This is a genomic window from Streptomyces sp. IBSNAI002, from assembly GCF_052244475.1.
In the GTDB taxonomy this organism is placed as follows: domain Bacteria; phylum Actinomycetota; class Actinomycetes; order Streptomycetales; family Streptomycetaceae; genus Streptomyces.
On the sequence record NZ_JBQPXG010000002.1, the window covers coordinates 8301073 to 8317512 of the forward strand.

Annotated in this window: 19 protein-coding genes and 1 pseudogene; 4 read left to right on the plus strand and 16 right to left on the minus strand. The window is 71.8% G+C overall.

Annotated features, from left to right (window positions below):
- Positions 1-16: 16 nt before the first annotated feature.
- The gene (locus ACTVZO_RS38470; RefSeq protein ID WP_443302798.1) at positions 17-1312 is read left to right on the plus strand and encodes a putative adhesin; all 1296 of its coding nucleotides are present in this window, start codon (positions 17-19) and stop codon (positions 1310-1312) included.
- 69 nt (positions 1313-1381) lie between these two features.
- On the opposite strand, the pseudogene ACTVZO_RS38475 reads toward ACTVZO_RS38470, so the two are convergent.
- Positions 1382-1483 (minus strand): annotated as a pseudogene (locus ACTVZO_RS38475) (IS5/IS1182 family transposase); the annotation flags it as partial.
- A 158-nt stretch (positions 1484-1641) separates the two neighbouring features.
- On the opposite strand from ACTVZO_RS38475, the gene ACTVZO_RS38480 reads away from it, so the two are divergent.
- Entirely contained in the window at positions 1642-1878 is a 237-nt protein-coding gene (locus tag ACTVZO_RS38480) for a hypothetical protein (protein WP_443302799.1), read from the plus strand.
- A gap of 43 nt (positions 1879-1921) precedes the next feature.
- Here the strand turns inward: ACTVZO_RS38480 and ACTVZO_RS38485 are convergent, their stop codons facing one another.
- The 3 genes from ACTVZO_RS38485 to ACTVZO_RS38495 are packed head-to-tail and all read right to left on the minus strand — an operon-like array spanning position 1922 to position 3010.
- On the minus strand, positions 1922-2509 hold the full coding sequence (locus tag ACTVZO_RS38485) for a hypothetical protein (RefSeq protein WP_443302800.1): 588 nt from the start codon (positions 2507-2509) through the stop codon (positions 1922-1924).
- Positions 2499-2714 carry a DUF5999 family protein gene (locus ACTVZO_RS38490; RefSeq protein ID WP_443302801.1) on the minus strand — a complete coding sequence of 72 codons (216 nt, stop codon included), beginning with the start codon at positions 2712-2714 and terminating at the stop codon, positions 2499-2501. Before ACTVZO_RS38490 ends, ACTVZO_RS38485 begins: the two co-directional genes overlap by 11 nt.
- A 23-nt stretch (positions 2715-2737) precedes the next feature.
- Complete coding sequence (locus ACTVZO_RS38495; RefSeq protein WP_443302802.1) at positions 2738-3010, minus strand: hypothetical protein; 273 nt, start codon at positions 3008-3010, stop codon at positions 2738-2740.
- A gap of 200 nt (positions 3011-3210) precedes the next feature.
- On the opposite strand from ACTVZO_RS38495, the gene ACTVZO_RS38500 reads away from it, so the two are divergent.
- The gene (locus ACTVZO_RS38500) at positions 3211-3813 is read left to right on the plus strand and encodes a chorismate mutase (RefSeq protein ID WP_443302803.1); all 603 of its coding nucleotides are present in this window, start codon (positions 3211-3213) and stop codon (positions 3811-3813) included.
- 77 nt (positions 3814-3890) lie between these two features.
- Here the strand turns inward: ACTVZO_RS38500 and ACTVZO_RS38505 are convergent, their stop codons facing one another.
- From ACTVZO_RS38505 to ACTVZO_RS38530, 6 genes are all read right to left on the minus strand, one after another.
- Positions 3891-4133, minus strand: a complete 243-nt coding sequence (locus ACTVZO_RS38505) for a hypothetical protein (RefSeq protein ID WP_443302804.1) — start codon at positions 4131-4133, stop codon at positions 3891-3893.
- Between the two features lie 173 nt (positions 4134-4306).
- Positions 4307-4918 (minus strand): hypothetical protein, encoded by a 612-nt coding sequence (locus ACTVZO_RS38510; RefSeq protein ID WP_443302805.1) that lies wholly within the window; start codon positions 4916-4918, stop codon positions 4307-4309.
- A gap of 35 nt (positions 4919-4953) precedes the next feature.
- Positions 4954-5733, minus strand: a complete 780-nt coding sequence (locus tag ACTVZO_RS38515; protein ID WP_443302806.1) for a cytochrome c biogenesis CcdA family protein — start codon at positions 5731-5733, stop codon at positions 4954-4956.
- Positions 5730-6329, minus strand: a complete 600-nt coding sequence (locus tag ACTVZO_RS38520) for a TlpA family protein disulfide reductase (RefSeq protein WP_443302807.1) — start codon at positions 6327-6329, stop codon at positions 5730-5732. Before ACTVZO_RS38520 ends, ACTVZO_RS38515 begins: the two co-directional genes overlap by 4 nt.
- The gene (locus tag ACTVZO_RS38525; protein ID WP_443302808.1) at positions 6329-7114 is read right to left on the minus strand and encodes a TlpA family protein disulfide reductase; all 786 of its coding nucleotides are present in this window, start codon (positions 7112-7114) and stop codon (positions 6329-6331) included. Before ACTVZO_RS38525 ends, ACTVZO_RS38520 begins: the two co-directional genes overlap by 1 nt.
- A gap of 277 nt (positions 7115-7391) precedes the next feature.
- Complete coding sequence (locus ACTVZO_RS38530) at positions 7392-8600, minus strand: MFS transporter (RefSeq protein WP_443302809.1); 1209 nt, start codon at positions 8598-8600, stop codon at positions 7392-7394.
- Positions 8601-8714: 114 nt separating this feature from the next.
- Between ACTVZO_RS38530 and ACTVZO_RS38535 the strand changes: the two genes are divergently transcribed.
- Positions 8715-9260, plus strand: coding sequence for an AAA family ATPase (locus tag ACTVZO_RS38535; RefSeq protein ID WP_443302810.1), 546 nt, complete (start codon positions 8715-8717; stop codon positions 9258-9260).
- 62 nt (positions 9261-9322) lie between these two features.
- Here the strand turns inward: ACTVZO_RS38535 and ACTVZO_RS38540 are convergent, their stop codons facing one another.
- The 6 genes from ACTVZO_RS38540 to ACTVZO_RS38565 form a co-directional block, all read right to left on the minus strand.
- Positions 9323-10225 carry a putative adhesin gene (locus tag ACTVZO_RS38540; RefSeq protein ID WP_443302811.1) on the minus strand — a complete coding sequence of 301 codons (903 nt, stop codon included), beginning with the start codon at positions 10223-10225 and terminating at the stop codon, positions 9323-9325.
- Positions 10226-10244: 19 nt separating this feature from the next.
- A complete protein-coding gene (locus tag ACTVZO_RS38545) occupies positions 10245-11447 on the minus strand; it encodes an MFS transporter (protein ID WP_443302812.1) in 1203 nt (400 codons plus the stop codon).
- Positions 11448-11535: 88 nt separating this feature from the next.
- Entirely contained in the window at positions 11536-13062 is a 1527-nt protein-coding gene (locus tag ACTVZO_RS38550; RefSeq protein ID WP_443302813.1) for a peptide MFS transporter, read from the minus strand.
- Positions 13063-13281: 219 nt separating this feature from the next.
- Positions 13282-13680 carry a hypothetical protein gene (locus tag ACTVZO_RS38555; RefSeq protein WP_443302814.1) on the minus strand — a complete coding sequence of 133 codons (399 nt, stop codon included), beginning with the start codon at positions 13678-13680 and terminating at the stop codon, positions 13282-13284.
- Positions 13677-14483 (minus strand): class E sortase, encoded by an 807-nt coding sequence (locus tag ACTVZO_RS38560; RefSeq protein WP_443302815.1) that lies wholly within the window; start codon positions 14481-14483, stop codon positions 13677-13679. Before ACTVZO_RS38560 ends, ACTVZO_RS38555 begins: the two co-directional genes overlap by 4 nt.
- Before the next feature lie 419 nt (positions 14484-14902).
- Entirely contained in the window at positions 14903-16354 is a 1452-nt protein-coding gene (locus ACTVZO_RS38565; RefSeq protein WP_443302816.1) for a penicillin-binding transpeptidase domain-containing protein, read from the minus strand.
- Between the last annotated feature and the right edge of the window lie 86 nt (positions 16355-16440).

The window sequence follows — 16440 nt, forward strand, 5'->3', positions numbered from 1 at the left end:
CGACACGGGAGTGAAGATGGAAAAGGTATTCATTGCAGGGCACGGCCAGTTGCAATCGGGTCAGGAAATAAAGATTCCGCCGGGCATGAAGGTCTTTGTGTATGCCGATGCTGGAGAATCCTTGCTCGGTCCAAATGCCTATGCGGCAATCGACTCGAATGGCTCCCTCGGGGCGCGGGATGAGTTCGGTAGAGGCACTGGGCGGGCTACCATGCCGAACTACAAGGTGACCCGGTTCACCGATACACTGATTACGCGAACCCTCGCAGCCAAAGGTGCCACCGGGAGCACACTTTATATTGCCGGCTTGGATGAAGTGAGTGGACCCGGCCTCGGAACCCTGGATTGGCTGAAGCATGATTTTGCCATGCTGCGCTTCCTGTTGTCGGAAGTAGCGAAGAAGCACCCCGGGCCCATCGACCTGCATCTCATGATATGCAGGGTAAATAATTTTGACGCAAAACCCCTGAATGAGGTCGAATACTCAAGTACGGTGGCCTTCGGATCCGAGGAGCGAAAGGACTACGATAAATCCTGGCGTAGGCCCGGAGGGGTGACCGAGTTCCCGGATGATGACAATAGGCATTTTCCGTCACTCAGGAAAGAGGTGAACAATTTCAAGCGGAAGGCGAAGGTGGATCCTCAGGCCGTTGTGTCGCAGGTGAAGCGAGCTCGAACAGTCAAGGCCGCGCAGCTCATGTCGGCTGGCATGGGTCCCGCGTGCGAGGATCTGTGGAAGTCCCTTACACCGCATGGAATCGCGGCGTTTCTGCGGAGTGGAATGAAGTATTTTCCCCAGGTGCTGTCGGGTGTCGGGGAGTCACCGAGCAGCTTCTTCGATGCCACGACCTCGGAGCAGTGGCGTAACGCCTTCTATGCCTACCTGAACGGAATCGCCGAGCAAGTCACACCCCGGACGATCGCCGCCGTTGACCTCTACTACCTGATCTCGCCGATCGTATCAAGGGGCTCCGGTACGGACGAAGAGCTTCGGGAAATCGTGGAGTTTCTAGATGCAAGTCACGTCCTGCCCATTAATTCTGGCGAGTTGCAATTCTTCCTCTATAAGGAGAAGTACCTCAAAGAGAAGAACGCCGACGGCCTCGCCGACATCAACTGCATGATCCCGGACGATTTCACTGCGGAACTCGCAAAGGTGCCGGACGAAATAATCCAATGTCTCGTCGGCATTCTCGGAAATCTCTATGTGGACGGTGCGATCCAGGTGCATTGGGAAGGATTTCCGCCGTTCCTCGCAAGGGTTGTGGCCAAATATCAGGCAATTCAGAACATGCCGCCCCAAGCCATGTGAGTCGTCAGGGCTGTTCCATGCTGACCGTGATTCCTGCTGCACCGTTTCTATCCTGAACAGTCGCAGGTCGGTAGGACATGGACAGCCTTCACGAGGGTAGGCGCGGTCCGCGAGTACGAGGATGTGCCGGGTCGGGCAGGCTTGGATGATGCCGTGGCCTGTCCGACCGGGTGGATCCTCGCCCTCGCGGACCGTGGCTACAGGGGCATAACCACGGGTGCCGTGGCTGTCCGAGTGGTCTCGCGTGTCCCGTGATGTGCTCCGGCATGCGCATCCGGCCGCGTCAACGGAGACTGGGCCTGCCAGCCACTGCCCGGGGAAGGTGCGTCATGTCCGCTCCGACCGTTCGCCTGACACCCGACGGCTACGTCGTCTCCTGTGACGCGCTGGCAGGCATCGAGGGCCACGGGCCCACGGAGACGGCGGCCTGGAACGATTTCTGGCGTGCCTTGCACTCGGCCTGGCAGCCCTCCTCCGACATCGGGGAGCGTGCCGAAGGCGCCGGGTCTCTCTCCGCGGTGGCTGCGAAGGCGTGGAAGGAGGCCCTGCACAGGCTGAGCCCCTGAGACCATGCGGAACAGGGGCGGGCACGGGTCGTGCCGGACGCGCTCAGTACGCCACCGGGTGCCGCGCGGCGCGCTCCGAGGGGCGCAGGAGCCAGGCCGCGTGTTCGGCGTTGCGGAATGCTTCGTCCAGGGCGGACAGCCGGGCGCGGCCCCGGTCCAGTACGGCGGTGACCTCCGACGAGAAGCGGTTCCGCTCACGGGCGGACGGACCGGCCCACAGGGCGTGTGCCTTGATCAGGTTCGGCCGGAAGGTCTCGAGCGTGTAGCGGGCGATCGCGTCGTATGCGAGCTCGCTCGCCAGCGTCGACTCCGCAGCGGGTTCGCCGCCGGCCAGGATCGCCCGGCAGAGGTCGCGTGCGGGTCGCAGGGCGCCCGAGTCGCGTGTCAGATCGGAGGCGAGCCGGACGACGGCGGACGTGGGCTCGCCGTAGGCGATGTCGAGGAGCAGGAGCCGTTGCAGCCACCGCCGGCGGCGGGAATCCGGCCCGTCGTGCGCCGAGGGGCCCGGGTGGAGGGCGAGCCGCTCCAGGTGGAGGCTGTCCGAGGTGAAGGCGCGGGAGAGCGCCTCGACCTGGACCAGTGCCTCAGCGAAGGCCGACGCGGGGGTGTACCTGGCGGACTCAGGCGACACGATGACCACACTCCGAGGCCGCGAACAGGGTCACGCCGTTGCCGAGCCGGGCCCAGCCCCGTCCGGGGCGGTTGACGACGATCACGGCGGCGTCGCTGTCGGGTGAGGCCGACGACGGACATGCGGGTTCGTGCGTGCACACGGTGTTTCCCTCTCGAGTACGGGACCATGGTCCCCCGGTGTGGTGGGTCCGGCACGGTGGCACCCGCGGACCCGCACCGGAACCGTTCAGTTCGCGAGTGGTCCGTCGTGCGGGTCGCGGCCCTGCCGCGGGAGACGGCTGGGCTCGACCGGTGCCGCGGTGGGGTGCGCCGCGTGCAGGTCCGCCAGGGCCTGTACCTCGGCGGCCGTCGCCGGATCGCCCATGTCGTGCATGCACCGGGCCATGCTCAGGAGGGCGCGGCGCATTCCCGTGCAGTCCCCTTCCCACCGGGCGTGGTCGAACCAGATCAGCGAGAACTCGGCTTGGTCGGCCGCGTCCAGGGGAGACCTTTTGTTCATACCCGGACTGTACGAGCGGCAGGGGCCCGGCCGACTGGGCCGATCAGATCCGCTTGAGGGGGACCGGCCCGCCCCCCGACTGGGGGAGCGGAGTCCCGCCAGGGGTCCCGGAGGCAGGTGGATCGGGCCGTCGGGACATCAGCCGCCGCCACAGCCGATCGGTGGCGCTGTCCGGCACGAAGACGGCGGACGGTGGGTACATGCGCACCAACCGACGTTCCATCGTCCTGACCGCCCTGACGTGCGGGAGCGCGGTACTCCTGGTGGCCTGCGGAGCATCGCAGCACCCGGGAGCCCCCCGGCCCGGAGAGCAGGCACTGTCGAAGCTCGTACGCCTCTCCGCCGAGCGCGTGATGACCGCCGACACGGTGGCCGCGGCGAAGTGGGGAACCGAGCAGCCCATCGACGACCCGGCCCGGGAACGGGCCGTCCTCGACGCCGCGGCCTCGCAGGCCGCCGAACGCGGAGTCGACCGGGCCGGCGTACAGCGGATCTTCGAGGGTCAGATCACCGCAAACAAGACGGTGCAGCGCGCGCTGTACGCGGCTTGGGAGAAGAACCCCGCGCTCCGCCCCGGGGCTCGCCCCGACCTCGCCACGGAGGTACGGCCCGTACTGGACCGCATCGACGGCGACCTGATCACCGCGATCCACGAGGCCCAGCCGTTCCTGAGCAGCTCCGGGTGCGGGGCGGCGCTGGACGAGGCGAAGGCGGGAGTGATCGGGCAGATGCACCTCGACGGCATCCACCGGACCGGTCTGGACCAGGCCCTGGCCCATGCGTGCTCGGTGGGCACGCAGTAGCCCTTCCCCGTCACGCACGAAGACGGGCCCGCCGCCCCGGCAGGGGGCGGCGGGCCCGTCTTCGGGGGACGACGGGTTCAGGAGGCCCGTGCCCCGGCAGGTACGACGACCGACAGGCGGTCGCCACGGGCTATGTAGTGGATGTGTGCCTCGCCGCCGAGGGCGGCGGCGGCCTCGTCCGCACGGGAGGAGGCGGAGGCGGCGTACACCGCGACCTGCTGCGCCGGGCGGCCGTCGCACGTGCCGCACCAGGAGTCGCACACCCAGTGCCCGGACAGGCGGGCTTCGGTCAGCGGCCGGGCGGTGAGCTGGGCACTCATGGAGGGGTTCCTTCGGCGGGAGGAGGGGTGTGTCCTCCACCATTCAGGACGCTGCCACGGGTCCGGATCCTCCGGTCAGCCCCTCGGGCGGGGGAGGAGCCCGTCACACGCCCCGCCGACGCGCCCGCGCCCGGCCCGGGGGCCGCGGGCGCGGGCTTCCCCCGGTACTGCCGTCAGCCCGCCGTGAGCGAGACGTGGTCGGTGTCGGTGTGCAGGGCCACCTTGCGGCCGGACACCGGGATCGTGCACCCCTCGGTCGAGCTGCAGCTCGCGTAGCCGATCACGACCTCCGCCTCACCCGGGCCCGTCGCCCGGATCGGCAGCCTCGTGGTCACGGGACCGTCCGGGTAGACCGGTACGGGAGAGTCCACTCCGGGGACGCTGATGGTCCGTACGTCCGCGTCCGCCTGCAGGGCGCCGGTCGCGGCGGCGGTCCCGCCGAGACGGATCTCCGTGGGCCGGCCCACCCCTTCGATGCCGTCCGCGGGCAGATCGGCGCTGTAGAGGTGGTATCCGGGCTTGTCCGGGGTGAACGTGGCCACCAGGGTGCCCGCGGAGGCCTTCCAGTCGGAGACGCTCAGCTTCACCGTGACGCCGTTCTCCTTGAACTCGGCTACGGCCGCGGCGTGTTCGGGCTGGCTCTCCTTCTCCTGGCCGCACCCCGTGAGGGCGGCGGCCGCGAGCAGGAGGCCCGCTGCCGCCCGGGCCGCGTGGCGCCGAGCGCCTCGGCGGGGGCCCTCGTGTGGGGCCGTACCGGGGCGTGCGGTGGAGGCGTGCAGTTTCACGTGTCGAATTCCTCTGGGGTGGGACGGTGCCGGCTTCACAGGGCGGAAGAGGTACCGGCGAGGTGCAGTTGGAGGGTGTAGACCATGTCGGCCCAGATCCCCGTGGCCAGCAGGGCGCCGACCATGACGAGCATCAGGCCGCCGGCCCTCATGACGGTCCGGTGGTGCTCACGGACCCAGCGGAAGGCGCCGAGCGCCCGCCGGAAGGCCAGGGCGGTGAGCAGGAAGGGGGCGCCGAGCCCGGCGCAGTAGAAGACCATCAGCAGTGCGCCGCGCCCGGCGCTGGCTTCGTTCCAGGCCAGCGCTTGCACGGCGGCCAGGGTCGGGCCGATGCACGGGGTCCATCCGACGCCGAAGACGACGCCCAGCAGAGGGGCCCCGACCAGGCCGAGGGTGGGCCGGTGGTGACTGCGGAACTCGCGCTGGGTGAAGCCCGGCAGCCAGCCGGCGAAGGCGAGCCCCATGGCTATGGTGAACAGGCCCAGCACCAAGGTGATGGTGTCCTGATGGGCGATCAGGTTCCGCCCGACATAGCCGAACAGGGCGCCGCCGGAGATCAGGACCGCGCTGAAACCCAGGACGAACAGAGCGGATCCGGCGACCATCCGGCCGCGCCTGCCCCCGTTCGCCTCGCTGAGGTCGGCCACCGAGAGGCTGGTGACGTAACTGAGGTAGCCGGGTACGAGCGGCAGGACGCAGGGCGAGAGGAACGACACCAGGCCGGCGGCCACGGCCACCGGAACGGCCAGCAGGAGCGTGCCGGTGACGGCCATGCCGTCCGCCGCCGCGAGAGCGTTCCAGGCGGTACCCGTCATGCCGGCTCCTCCGCGATGCGTGTCACCAGCGGCTCCAGCTGGGCCCGGGTGACCGGCCCGGACACGGCCGCCGCGATCCGCCCCGCCCGGTCGATCACCAGGGTGGAGGGGATGGCCTGGGGGTTCAGCAGGGCGGGCGGGTAGGCCTGCAGGAGGGCGCCGTCCGGGTCGTGGATGCTCGGGTAGCGCAGGCCGTAGGTCTCCTCGAACTTCCGGGCGGGGCCGGTCGACCGGTCGCGGACGTTGATGCCGAGCAGACGCACCCCGCGCGGTCCCAGGGCGTCGCCCAGGGCCGCCAGCTCAGGGGCCTCGGTACGGCACGGGGCGCACCAGGAGCCCCACACGTTGACGACCACCACATCGCCCCGGTACGAGCTGAGGGCGGTGCCGGTGCCGTCGAGCGCGGTGCCGGAGCTGTCGGGGGCGGCCTGCCGGGCGGCGGCGTCGATGACGTCCACCGTGGTCGCCGTGCCGGAGGCCGCATGGCCCGCCGGCTGCGGAGTGGTGCCGCCGCAGCCGGCGGTGCCGAGCGAGAGGAGCAGCAGCACGCCGGCCGCCGCCGGCCCGCGCAGCGCTCTGTGGACGGGCCCGGCCATCAGGCCCACTTTCGGAGGAACGCGCTCAGGCCGTCGTTGGTGAGGGGCGGGTTGCCGGTCGAGTGGGTCTCGGTCACGACCTTGCCGTTGCCGTCCAGGATGACGAGCACCGGCATCTTGTACGCCTCGCCGGTGCTCGGGGAGTAGTCGCGCAGCAGATCGAAGTTGGAGTCGATGTCGGCCTTGACGACGTGGTAGGACGAGTCGAGGATCCCGCCCACGGTGCTGCCGCCGAACACCTTGTCTGCGGCCTTGCAGTTGCCGCACCAGTTCGCTCCGAAGTCGATCAGCACCTTCTTGCCGTCGGCCTTGGCCGCGGCGATCGCCGCCTTGACGGCCGACGAGGCGTTGGCGCCCTCCTGGTATCCGGCGGTGAAACCGGAGGAGCCCTTGGCCCCGCCGCCGGTGGGGGCGCTGGTCTTCGGGGCGGGCGCCGCCTTGGACGCCGCGGGCTTCGAGGAGGTCTTGGCGGCGGGGGCCGAAGCGGGGGCGGCGTTGGGGTTGGCGGGCGCCGCGGACGCGGACGTGCTGGGAGCGGCGGAGGCGCTGGCCGAGGCGGACGGGGTGGGGTCGCCGGACTCGGGCGTCGTCACCGTGCCGATCGGGGTCTCCGAAACGTACGGCTCCGGCGCCGAGGACGCGGCCACGTTCTTGGCGTTGTCGCTCTTGCCGGTGTCGGCGCCGCACGCGGTGGCGAACGCGGCGGTGGCCACCGTCAGCGAGACGGCGGAGAAACGGACGAGCCCCGGTATGCGGGACGCTCGTTGACGACGGTGTGCGGCCATGACGGTGTACCCCTTGTCAGCGGAGACTTCTCCGTGGCCGGGAGGAGGCCGACGGAGCGCGGCCGGAACGGGCCGGCGCGAGGTGCCCGCCGGAAGTGGATCTAGCCGTTCTGGCCGACCGTGAGCCTAGGGTCGCCACCGGGGTTTGAGACGGTTCTGATGCTCCTCATCAGGAACTCCTAAGGAACCGCGCAGGTTGGCGAGGCCTTCCGCGAGGGGGAGTGAGCCGTGCGCACGCCGGCCGTCGCGGAGGGTAGCCACGGGCTCCCGTGCCGGCTCACCGCTCACCCCGCTCGCCGCCGGTCCGGGGCGGACGTCCGCGGGCGATCAGACACGCCGGTACGGCCACGGCGGCACAGATCCAGACGAGCGCCCGGTAGTCGAGGGCGTGCACGATCTGTCCGCCCAGTACCCCGGCCAGGGACAGCCCCACGAACAGCGCGCTGTTGTTCCACGACAGCATCACCGTCGCCCGGCCGGGGAACGAGTCGACCAGGTGCCGCTGCTGGGCCGGGAAGAAGGCGTACGCGGCCAGGGCGAACGGGCCCAGGGCGGCGGCCAGCGCCCACGTCACCGGGAAGGCCAGGGCCACGACGGCTTCGAGGGCCGCCGTCAGGGCCAGTGCCGCCATGGTGACCCGTACGGCTCCGGCCCGGTCGGCGATCCGGCCGCCGAGCTGTCCGCCGATGACGGCGCCGACGCCGTACACCACCAGCAGCCAGGTGACGGCTCCGGCCCGCCCGTCGGCGTGCAGGGCGACGGCCAGGAAGGTGTACAGGCCGTAGACGGCGAACGCCCACAGGGCCGTGACCGCGACGGCCGACACGGCCACGGTCCACGGCGGGCGCGCGGCCGCTCCGTGGGCCGGGGGCGGCTCGGCGGGTGCCGTCACGGGCCGGGCCCGCCAGACGAACGCGTGCGGCACGGCCAGCACGAGCGTCCCGGCGGCCAGGATGACGAAGGCGGCCTGCCAGCCGACGTGCCGGCCCAGCACCGCACCTGCGGGAGCACCCACCCACAGGGCGGTCAGCAGTCCGGACCCCACGACGGCGAGGACCTGGGCCCGGGCCTGGTCCCGGGACCGCGTCGAGACGAGCGCGTACACCGTGGGGCCGGTGGCGGCCGCGGCGACGCCGGCGACGACCCGCGTCGCGAGCAGCGTGCCGAAGTCCGGTGCCAGCGCGGTTCCGGCATTGGCCGCGGAGAACAGGACCAGTGCCCACACCAGGACCGTGGCGCGGTCACGCCGGTCGGACAGCCAGCCGGCGAAGGGCGAGGCCACCACGTACGCGATCGAGAACGCGGTGACCAGGAGGCCGGTGCTGGTCACCGAGACGCCGAAGGACGCGGCGATGGCGGGCAGCAGCGGGGCCACGACGAACAGGTCCGTGCCCACGAGGAACTGGGTCAGCCAGGCCAGTGCGACGGGCCCGGCGGAGAGGCCGCCCGGCGGCCCGGCGGCCTGCTGTCCGTGAGTGGTCGGCATGCTCCGACGCTAGATCCCCTTCGTGGCGGGCGCCACCGCGGCCGACGCGCGGCGGCCGCCGCGGCAGCCGTACGGTGGCAGGGGCGGGGACCGGGCCCGGGGAAGGAGGCGGCCATGCGCATCGGTGTCTCCGGCACGCACGGAACGGGCAAGACGACCCTGGTGGAGGAGCTGTGTGCGGCGCTGCCCGGGCACGCGGCCGCGGCGGAGCCGTACCTGGTCATGGAGGAGGAGGGCTACCCCTTCGCGGATCCCCCCACGCCCGGGGACTACCGGGCGCAGCTCGCCAGGTCTGTGGTGATGCTCGGTCCCGGTGACGCCGACGTCGTCTTCGACCGGACGCCGGCGGACTTCCTCGCCTACCTCGTGGCGCACGGCCGCTCCGTCGAGGAGGAGGCCGACGACGCCACGCACGAGGCGCTGGAATCGGCCATGTCGAGCCTGGACCTCCTGGTGTTCCTGCCGGTGACCGAGGAGACGGAACGACTACTGCCCGGGGCGGAACTGCCCGGCCTGCGCAGCGTGGTGGACGAGGCCCTCACCGAGATCCTGCACGGCGATCCACTGGACGCGTGGGGGCGCGTGCCGATCCTGGAGCTCGACGGCCCCTTGGACCGCCGGGTCGAAACGGTGCTGGCCGCCCTGGCAGGTCTGGCCTGATCTCGGCGGTACGCGTGTCACCGGCCGGGCCGACCGGCTCGTTCCCGCGGCCGGCCCGCAGATCAGAGGGTCAGCCGGCCGGGCACCACCAGTCCCGCGGCGGTGATGGCGTCCTCCACCGAATCGAGGTACGAGGGGCCCCACAGCCGGTAGACCTCCAGGGCGCGCCGCTGTCCGGGTTCGCTCAGGGCGGACCACACGGTGGCGTCGAAACTCCGTTCCAGATCCACGAGCGCCTGCTGTTCGGTCCGCAACTGGTCCATGAACTCCTTGATCCACGGCCAGGCGTCGTTCCCGGCCCCGAGCAGGAGGTCCCGGTACTCCTTCGGCATGGACGTCTGGAAGTCGAGCAGCCGGTGGAACTCGCCCACCGCGCCCGCCGCCCGCAGCTCGCTGCTGTGCACCTGGAACCACAGCAGCACCCCGTCGAACCCGAGGTAGCGCGCCTGGTGCGTCTGGTCCAGAGTCCCCCAGTGGGCTCGCGTGGCCGCGTAGTTGCTCGCCAGGAAGCAGTCCGTCTCCCGGGCCAGCGCCTCCAGGACGGAGTTCGCGCTCTCGGCCCCGCCGCGGCAGGCCAGTACGTGGATCCTGTCGTACGCGGCGAAGTCCGGGCCGAGCACCCCGCCGCACACGTGCCGGAGGCCCGAGCAGAGCGAGGGGTTCGTGCAGAGCCACATCGCGCCCGGCAGGGTCATCAACTCGCCTTTGCACTCACTGAAGTGCGCGTAGGCCGTGGAGAGTTCGAAGTCGGACACGGGGAACAGCTGAGTGTTGGAGACCATGACGCCACTGCGGACCCGGGGCGCCGGAGCGCCGTCCGCCCCGGAGACGACCAGCTGGACCTCCGTCATCGACAGGGCGGTGCCCGGATCCGCGTAGAAGGCGAGGCTGCGCCCGGCCGGGACGCGGACCCGGGGCCCCAGCGACGGGGCGGTGCCGTGGGCCATCAGGAAGAGGTCGGTCATGATGCGGTTGCCTTTCGCGTCAGGCGTGGTGGAGGCCGGTCGGTGTGTCGGCGGCGTCCGCATGGGCCGGGACCCGCAGGTCAGGCAGGGACCAGGCGCCGCCGGCGATCGCCAGACAGACCGGAATGAGGAGGAGGAACCCGGTCCGCAGTGAGGTGTGCTCGGCGACCAGGCCGATGGCGACGGGACCGAGGAGCAGCCCGCAGTAGCCCAGGGTTCCGGCCCGGGCGATGGCCGCCGTGGCGTGTTCGCCGCCGGTGAGCCCGGCCAGGGAGAAGGTCAGCGGTACGACCACGCACACCGCGGCGCCGACGAGGACCAGCCCGGCGACCGCGAGTGGCGCGGAGTGCACGGCGATGAAGACGGCGAACCCGGCCGCACCGGCCAGTCCCGCACCGGTCAGCAGCAGCCGGGCCCCGCAGCGGCCGGTCAGCCGGTCGCACAGCAGCCGTCCGCCGAGCATGGCCAGTTCGAAGGCGGGGTAGCCGAGGGCCGCGACCGCCTCCGAGGCCCCCAGCCCGTCATGGAGGTGCAGGCCGCTCCAGTCTGCGACCGCCCCCTCGGCGAGGAAGGCGCAGAACATCAGGGCGCCCAGCACCAGTACCGAACGCGGGAGCCGTACGCGGGGGGCTCGGCCCGCGGCGCCGGCCGGGGGAGCCTCGTCGGGCAGGAAGCCGGAGGTCGTGTACAGCGCCGGCACGAGGGCGATCAGGGCGGCCAGCGCCACCGAGGGCGTGAAACCCAGTCCGGCCGCGGCCAGCCCGGACCCGAGCAGACCACCGGTCACCGCGCCCAGGCTCCACCCCGCGTGCATCCGGCCCATCAGCGGACGGCCGCCGACCCGTTCCAGGTGCGAGGCCTGGGCGTTGGCCGCCACGTCCACCAGGCCGAACAGGCCTCCGAACAGGAAGCCCCCTGCCAGGAGGAAGCCGAAACCGGGGGCGAAGGCGAGCAGCAGCAGACCGGCCACCGAAGCGGGAACGGCCGCACGGAGCACGCGGTGACTTCCGTAACGGGCGAGGAGCCGGGTGGACGCCTGCATGACCACCAGGGCTCCGATGCCCCAGGCGAGCACCTCCAGCCCCACCTGGGACTCGGTCAGGCCGAACTTGTCCCGCAGGGCCGGAATGCGGACCACCCAGACCGCGCTGATGGCGCCCACCAGGCCGAACGTGGTCATCGTGGCGGCCGAGGCACGGGCGAGCCGGGTTTGGGGGGTCATGGGGGGCCTTTCAGGAGGAGGGGGGGGGTGGGCCGGTGCCGGACTCGGGCCTCGGGGCCCGGTGGTCGGCTGGCGGGGCTGGCGGCGGTCAGGCCGCCGCGCCCATCAGCCGGCTGATGCCGCGGCGCGAGAGGTAGACGGTCAGACCGGCCAGGACGGCCACGGTGCCCTCCACCGCGACGGCGGGAGTGGCCGCCAGGTTCACGTGCGCCATGGACAGCAGGCCCGTCACGGAGTCGCCCGCCGTGATCGCCAGGAACCACACGCCCATCATCTGGCTGCAGTACTTGCGCGGCGCGAGCTGCGTGGTGGCGGACAGTCCCACGGGGGACAGGCTCAGCTCACCCAGCGTCTGCACCAGGAAGATCCCCACGAGCCACCAGGGGCTGACCAGCGCGCCGCCCGAGGCCAGGTGCAGGGGGAGCAGGAAGACCAGGAAGGAGAGGCCGATCAGCAGCAGGCCCGCACTGAACTTGCCGGCGTTGCTCGCCTGCCGGCGGCGCCGCGCCAGGTGCAGCCACAGCCAGACGAAGAACGGAGCCAGGACGATGATGAAGACGGGGTTGAGGGTCTGGTACCAGGAGCCCGGGACGGCGAACCCGCCGATCGTCGGGGAGGTGCTGGTCTTGGCGAACGCCAGCAGCGTGGATCCGGCCTGGTCGTAGATCATCCAGAACACGGCCGCGGCGACGAACAGCCAGACGTATCCGCGCAGCTTCGCCTGCTCGTCCGCCGTCAGCGTCCGGTCGCGCTTCATCCGTACCAGGACGGTCACGGGCACGGCCAGACCGATCACGGTCAGCGGCAGCAGGGCCCAGGTGAGGGTGTAGTGCCCGGTGGCGGACACCGCCGTGTAGAAGGCGGCGATCACGGCCAGGGCGGCGAGCGTCCGGCGGGTCAGGCAGCGGCGTTCGCCCGCGCTGAGGGGGTGGGGGACGCGGTCGCTGGCCTCGGCCAGGTGCCGCGTGCCGGCCAGGTACTGGGCCAGCCCGAGCGCCATGCCCACACCGGAGAGGACGAAGGCCAGTGCCCAGCTCACCGTCTCGCCGACGGTGCCGATCACCAGGGGGGCGAGCAGGCCGCCGATGTTGATGCCGACGTAGAAGAGCGTGAAGCCGCCGTCGCGCCGGGGGTCGTCCGGGCGCGGGTAGAGGTGGCCGACCATGGCCGCCACGTTCGCCTTGAGCAGGCCCGAACCCACCGCGACCAGCGCGAGGCCGATCAGGAAGGCCGTGCTGCCGGGCACGGCGAGCACGAAGTGCCCGACCATGATCACGACGCCGCCGAAGGCCACGGTCCGCCGGGCGCCCCAGACCCGGTCCGCGAACCATCCGCCGGGCATCGTCATCAGGTACACGACGGCCTCGTAGACGGAGTACACGGCGGTCGCCGTGGCCAGGGTCATGCCCAGGCCGCCGCCGGGCAGGTGGGCCTTCAGCCCGGCGGGGCCCCCGGAGATCAAGTAGAAGACGAGCAGGGCGCGCATGCCGTAGAAGCTGAAGCGTTCCCACATCTCCGTCATGAAGAGCGTGGCGAGCCCCCGCGGATGTCCGCGGAAGCCGCCGCCCCCGGCGGACGGCCGGGCCGGTGACGGTTGCGTCAGGATGGCGGACATCGTGCTCCTCGGAGGGGCCGAAGTGACGCCTCTGCCCCTTCGGACTACCCGGAAGGGCAGGTGGCGCGGGGTGGGCGGGGGCCTGTGGGGCCTGTCCGTCCAGTCTGGGCGGGCAGTGCCGCACCGCCGATCCCCCGGTCGTCGGAGCGGCCGGGGGATCCACCCCTCACCCGCATGCCCGGGAGACTGCGGGGGAGGCCCCACTGGGTTGCCGTGCGGTCAGTACGGGCGCTGCCCGGGGCCGGTCCACGAGGGCTCGCCGCCCTCCTCGGCGGGCCAGGAGTGGAGCGTGTAGTGCTCGTCCAGCTCGTCGAGGAGCAGCTCTTCGTGCTCCCCGTCGTCGAACTCGCACAGGGCGGTGCGGCCCAGCCAGGACTGGTCGAGGGAGAGGATCAGCAGGTGGTCGCCGCCCCAGGCGTGCTGCTCGATCCGTTCCCAGACCTGCCCCGGCGCCGCGAGGACGTACACGTACCCGTCGCAGTACGCCTGGCACGCCAGGCGCAGTGCCCGGTCGGGCGGGATCATGTCCTGCTCCACGAGCCGGTCGCGGTACCTGCCGACGAGTTCCGCGGCCCGGTCCTGGCCCAGTGCCACGTCGATCCGGGGGCGCTCCTTCACCTCAGCTCCTTCGGCAGGGCCCCGGAGGGGTCCACGGGCATCGTGCGCACCAGGTGCCCCCATGCGGCCATGCGGTTCTTCGAGGTGTACTTCGGGGTGCACGTGGTCAGCGTGAGGTACCGGCCGGGCTCGGTGTAGCCCGAGCCCTTGGGCACGGCCTGGAGGATGCCGGTGTTGTAGATGGAGGTCTTCGGCAGCACCTTGTCCATCGTGTAGACGTACCAGGTGTCGCGGGTCTCGACGGCCGCCACGTCGCCCGGGCGGATCCGGTCCATGTCGAGGAACTTCGCCCCGTGTCCGGCCCGGTGCGCGGCCAGTGCGAAGTTGCCGGTCGTGTCCCAGGGCCTGGCGGCATCGGTGTAGACGCCCGCCACACCCTTGTCGAGGACGTTCTTGGACGTGCCGGGCTCGATGAGGATGGGCTTTTTGCCCATCCTGGGCACGTACAGGAATCCGATCGCGCTTCCCGGCGGAGGCGGGCGCCCGCCTGGCGCCGTGCCGTCGTGCTTCCACTGGTCACGCAGATCGGCGGAGGCGCTCTCGGCGCTCCGGTTCGCGAAGAAGTCGGTACCCCACACCGAGTAGGCGGTGTACAGCCCCAGCAGCAGGCCCAGTACGCACAGGAACACGCCGAGCCGGCCGGCGATGGTGCCCCTCCGGGCCGCAGCCCGGGGCGGAGCCGCCCGCCGGGGCGGGGAGGTGGAGGGGCGCGCCGCCTTGCCGCGTGGCGCGGCCCGGCGGCCCGCGCGGCGCGTGCCGCGGCCGTCCGTGCGGCGGGCCCGGGAAGAGGGGGGAGGAGGCATGTCGGTTCCTTGGAGGGGTACTGCCCCTGCGGGCGGGTGCAGGGGTGCTCCTCCGTACGGTGCCTCCGCGGCGCGCCGGAGGCAGCCGTCGCCGGGGTAGACGTCGGGGCAGCGTGGGTGCGCGTGCGGCCGCGGGGGCCCCTGCCGCGGCGGGTCGCTGAGGCCGGGCCGAGGGGGCGGACCGAGCGGGCCGACCGGAGCCGTTCCGGCCGGGGGAGGCCGTACGGAGCCCCTGCCGGTCCCCCGAAAGGGCCTCCGGTGGCCGGGTGCGCCGGCCGGCGGGCGCTGTCAGGGTGAGCGCGCCGGACGGCGAAGCCGGCTGGTGCGCGGCCGGGCCTGTCACACACCCTCGCCCCGGGGTGTTCCCGTCCCGCACCACCCCCGCCGGGAGCGGTCCCCCCATGGCCCGCTCCCGGCGGTCAGGAGTTCAGGGCGGCGGCCATCATCCGTGCGGCCACCGGCGCGGCCAGCCGCCCGCCCGAGACGGCGGAGCGAGCCGCGCCCGAATCCTTGATCCACACCGCGACGGCCACCTGACGGTCGCCCTTGCGTCCGTACGCGGTGAACCAGGCGTACGGGGTCCCGCTGTTGCCGAGGCCCTGCTGGGCCGTGCCGGTCTTGCCACCGACCTCCGCTCCCGGCACGCGGGCGGCCGCGCCGCTGCCCTCGGCGACGACCGTCTCCATCGCGCTGCGCAGTTGCCCGGCGGTCCGGGGGCTGATCACCTGGGACGTGCCGCCGTGGGGGACGCCGGCCACCGGATGGCCGGCGTGGTCGGTGACCTCGGAGACCAGGTACGGGGCGGTGAGGCTGCCGCCGTTCTCGATGGCCGCCGAGACCATCGCCATCTCCAGGGGAGTGGCGCTGACGTCGAACTGGCCGATGCCGGTGAGTGCGAGCGAGGACGCCGTCATCGCCGAGGTGGGGTACACGCTGGTGGCCGCCCGGACCGGGAAGTCCTGACGGGACTCGTCGAAGCCGAACTTGCGGGCCATGGCGAGCATCTTCGGCTGCCCCAGGTCATGGGCGACGTTCGCGAACACGTTGTTGCACGAATAGCGCAGGGCAGTACGCAGCGTGGCGTTCCGGCACGGCGCGGACGCCTCCTCATTGGGCAAGGTCGTCCGGGTGCCGGGCAGCGTGTACGGCAGGGGGCTGCGGGTGGGCGTGTCGATCGACGGGTACAGCCCGTCCTCCAGTGCGGCGGCCGCGGTGACCAGCTTGAACGCCGATCCGGGCGCGACGGGTTCGCGCAGGGCGAGGTTGGCCATGGCGCGGCCCCGGTCGGCCGACAGCCGCTTCCAGGCCGCGGTGGCGCCGGGGCCGCCGCTGATGGGCCCCGGGTCGTACGAGGGCGAGCTGACCATGGCCAGGACGGCTCCCGACGCCGGATCGAGGGCCACGGCGCCTCCCGAGGCGCCGTGCAGGGCGTCGAAGCCGGCCTGCTGGACCGCGGGGTCGATGGTGGTCATGACCGCTCCCGGGGGACCGGGGCTCTTGGTCAGTACGTCCAGCGGTGACTGCAGGCGGCTGTCCGTGCCGTCCAGGACGCTCCGGTAGAGCCGCTCGAGCAGGGTGCTGCCGTAGAGCTGGGAGTCGTATCCGGTGACGGGGGCGTACAGGGGGCCGTCGGTGTAGGTGCGCTGGTAGGCGAGCGGGCCCGAACCGGTGCGGCTCGAACCGGTCACGGGCTGCCCGCCCGCGTAGATGTCGCCGAGCGGCCGGGCGTAGCGCCGCAGTGACGACCGCTGGTTGTGGGCGTTGTCGGCCAGTGCTTTGGCCTCGGGGCCCTGTATCCAGGTGGCACGGACCAACAGGGCCAGGAGCAGCAACAGCACCACCACCGCTGTACGTCCGATGGCCTTGTCCACGGTGTGTGCTCCCGTCCGTCCCCCGCTCCGGGGCTCCTCGCGTCGCTGGTCCGTCGAGGATGCCGGGCGGGGCGAGCGGGGTGGCT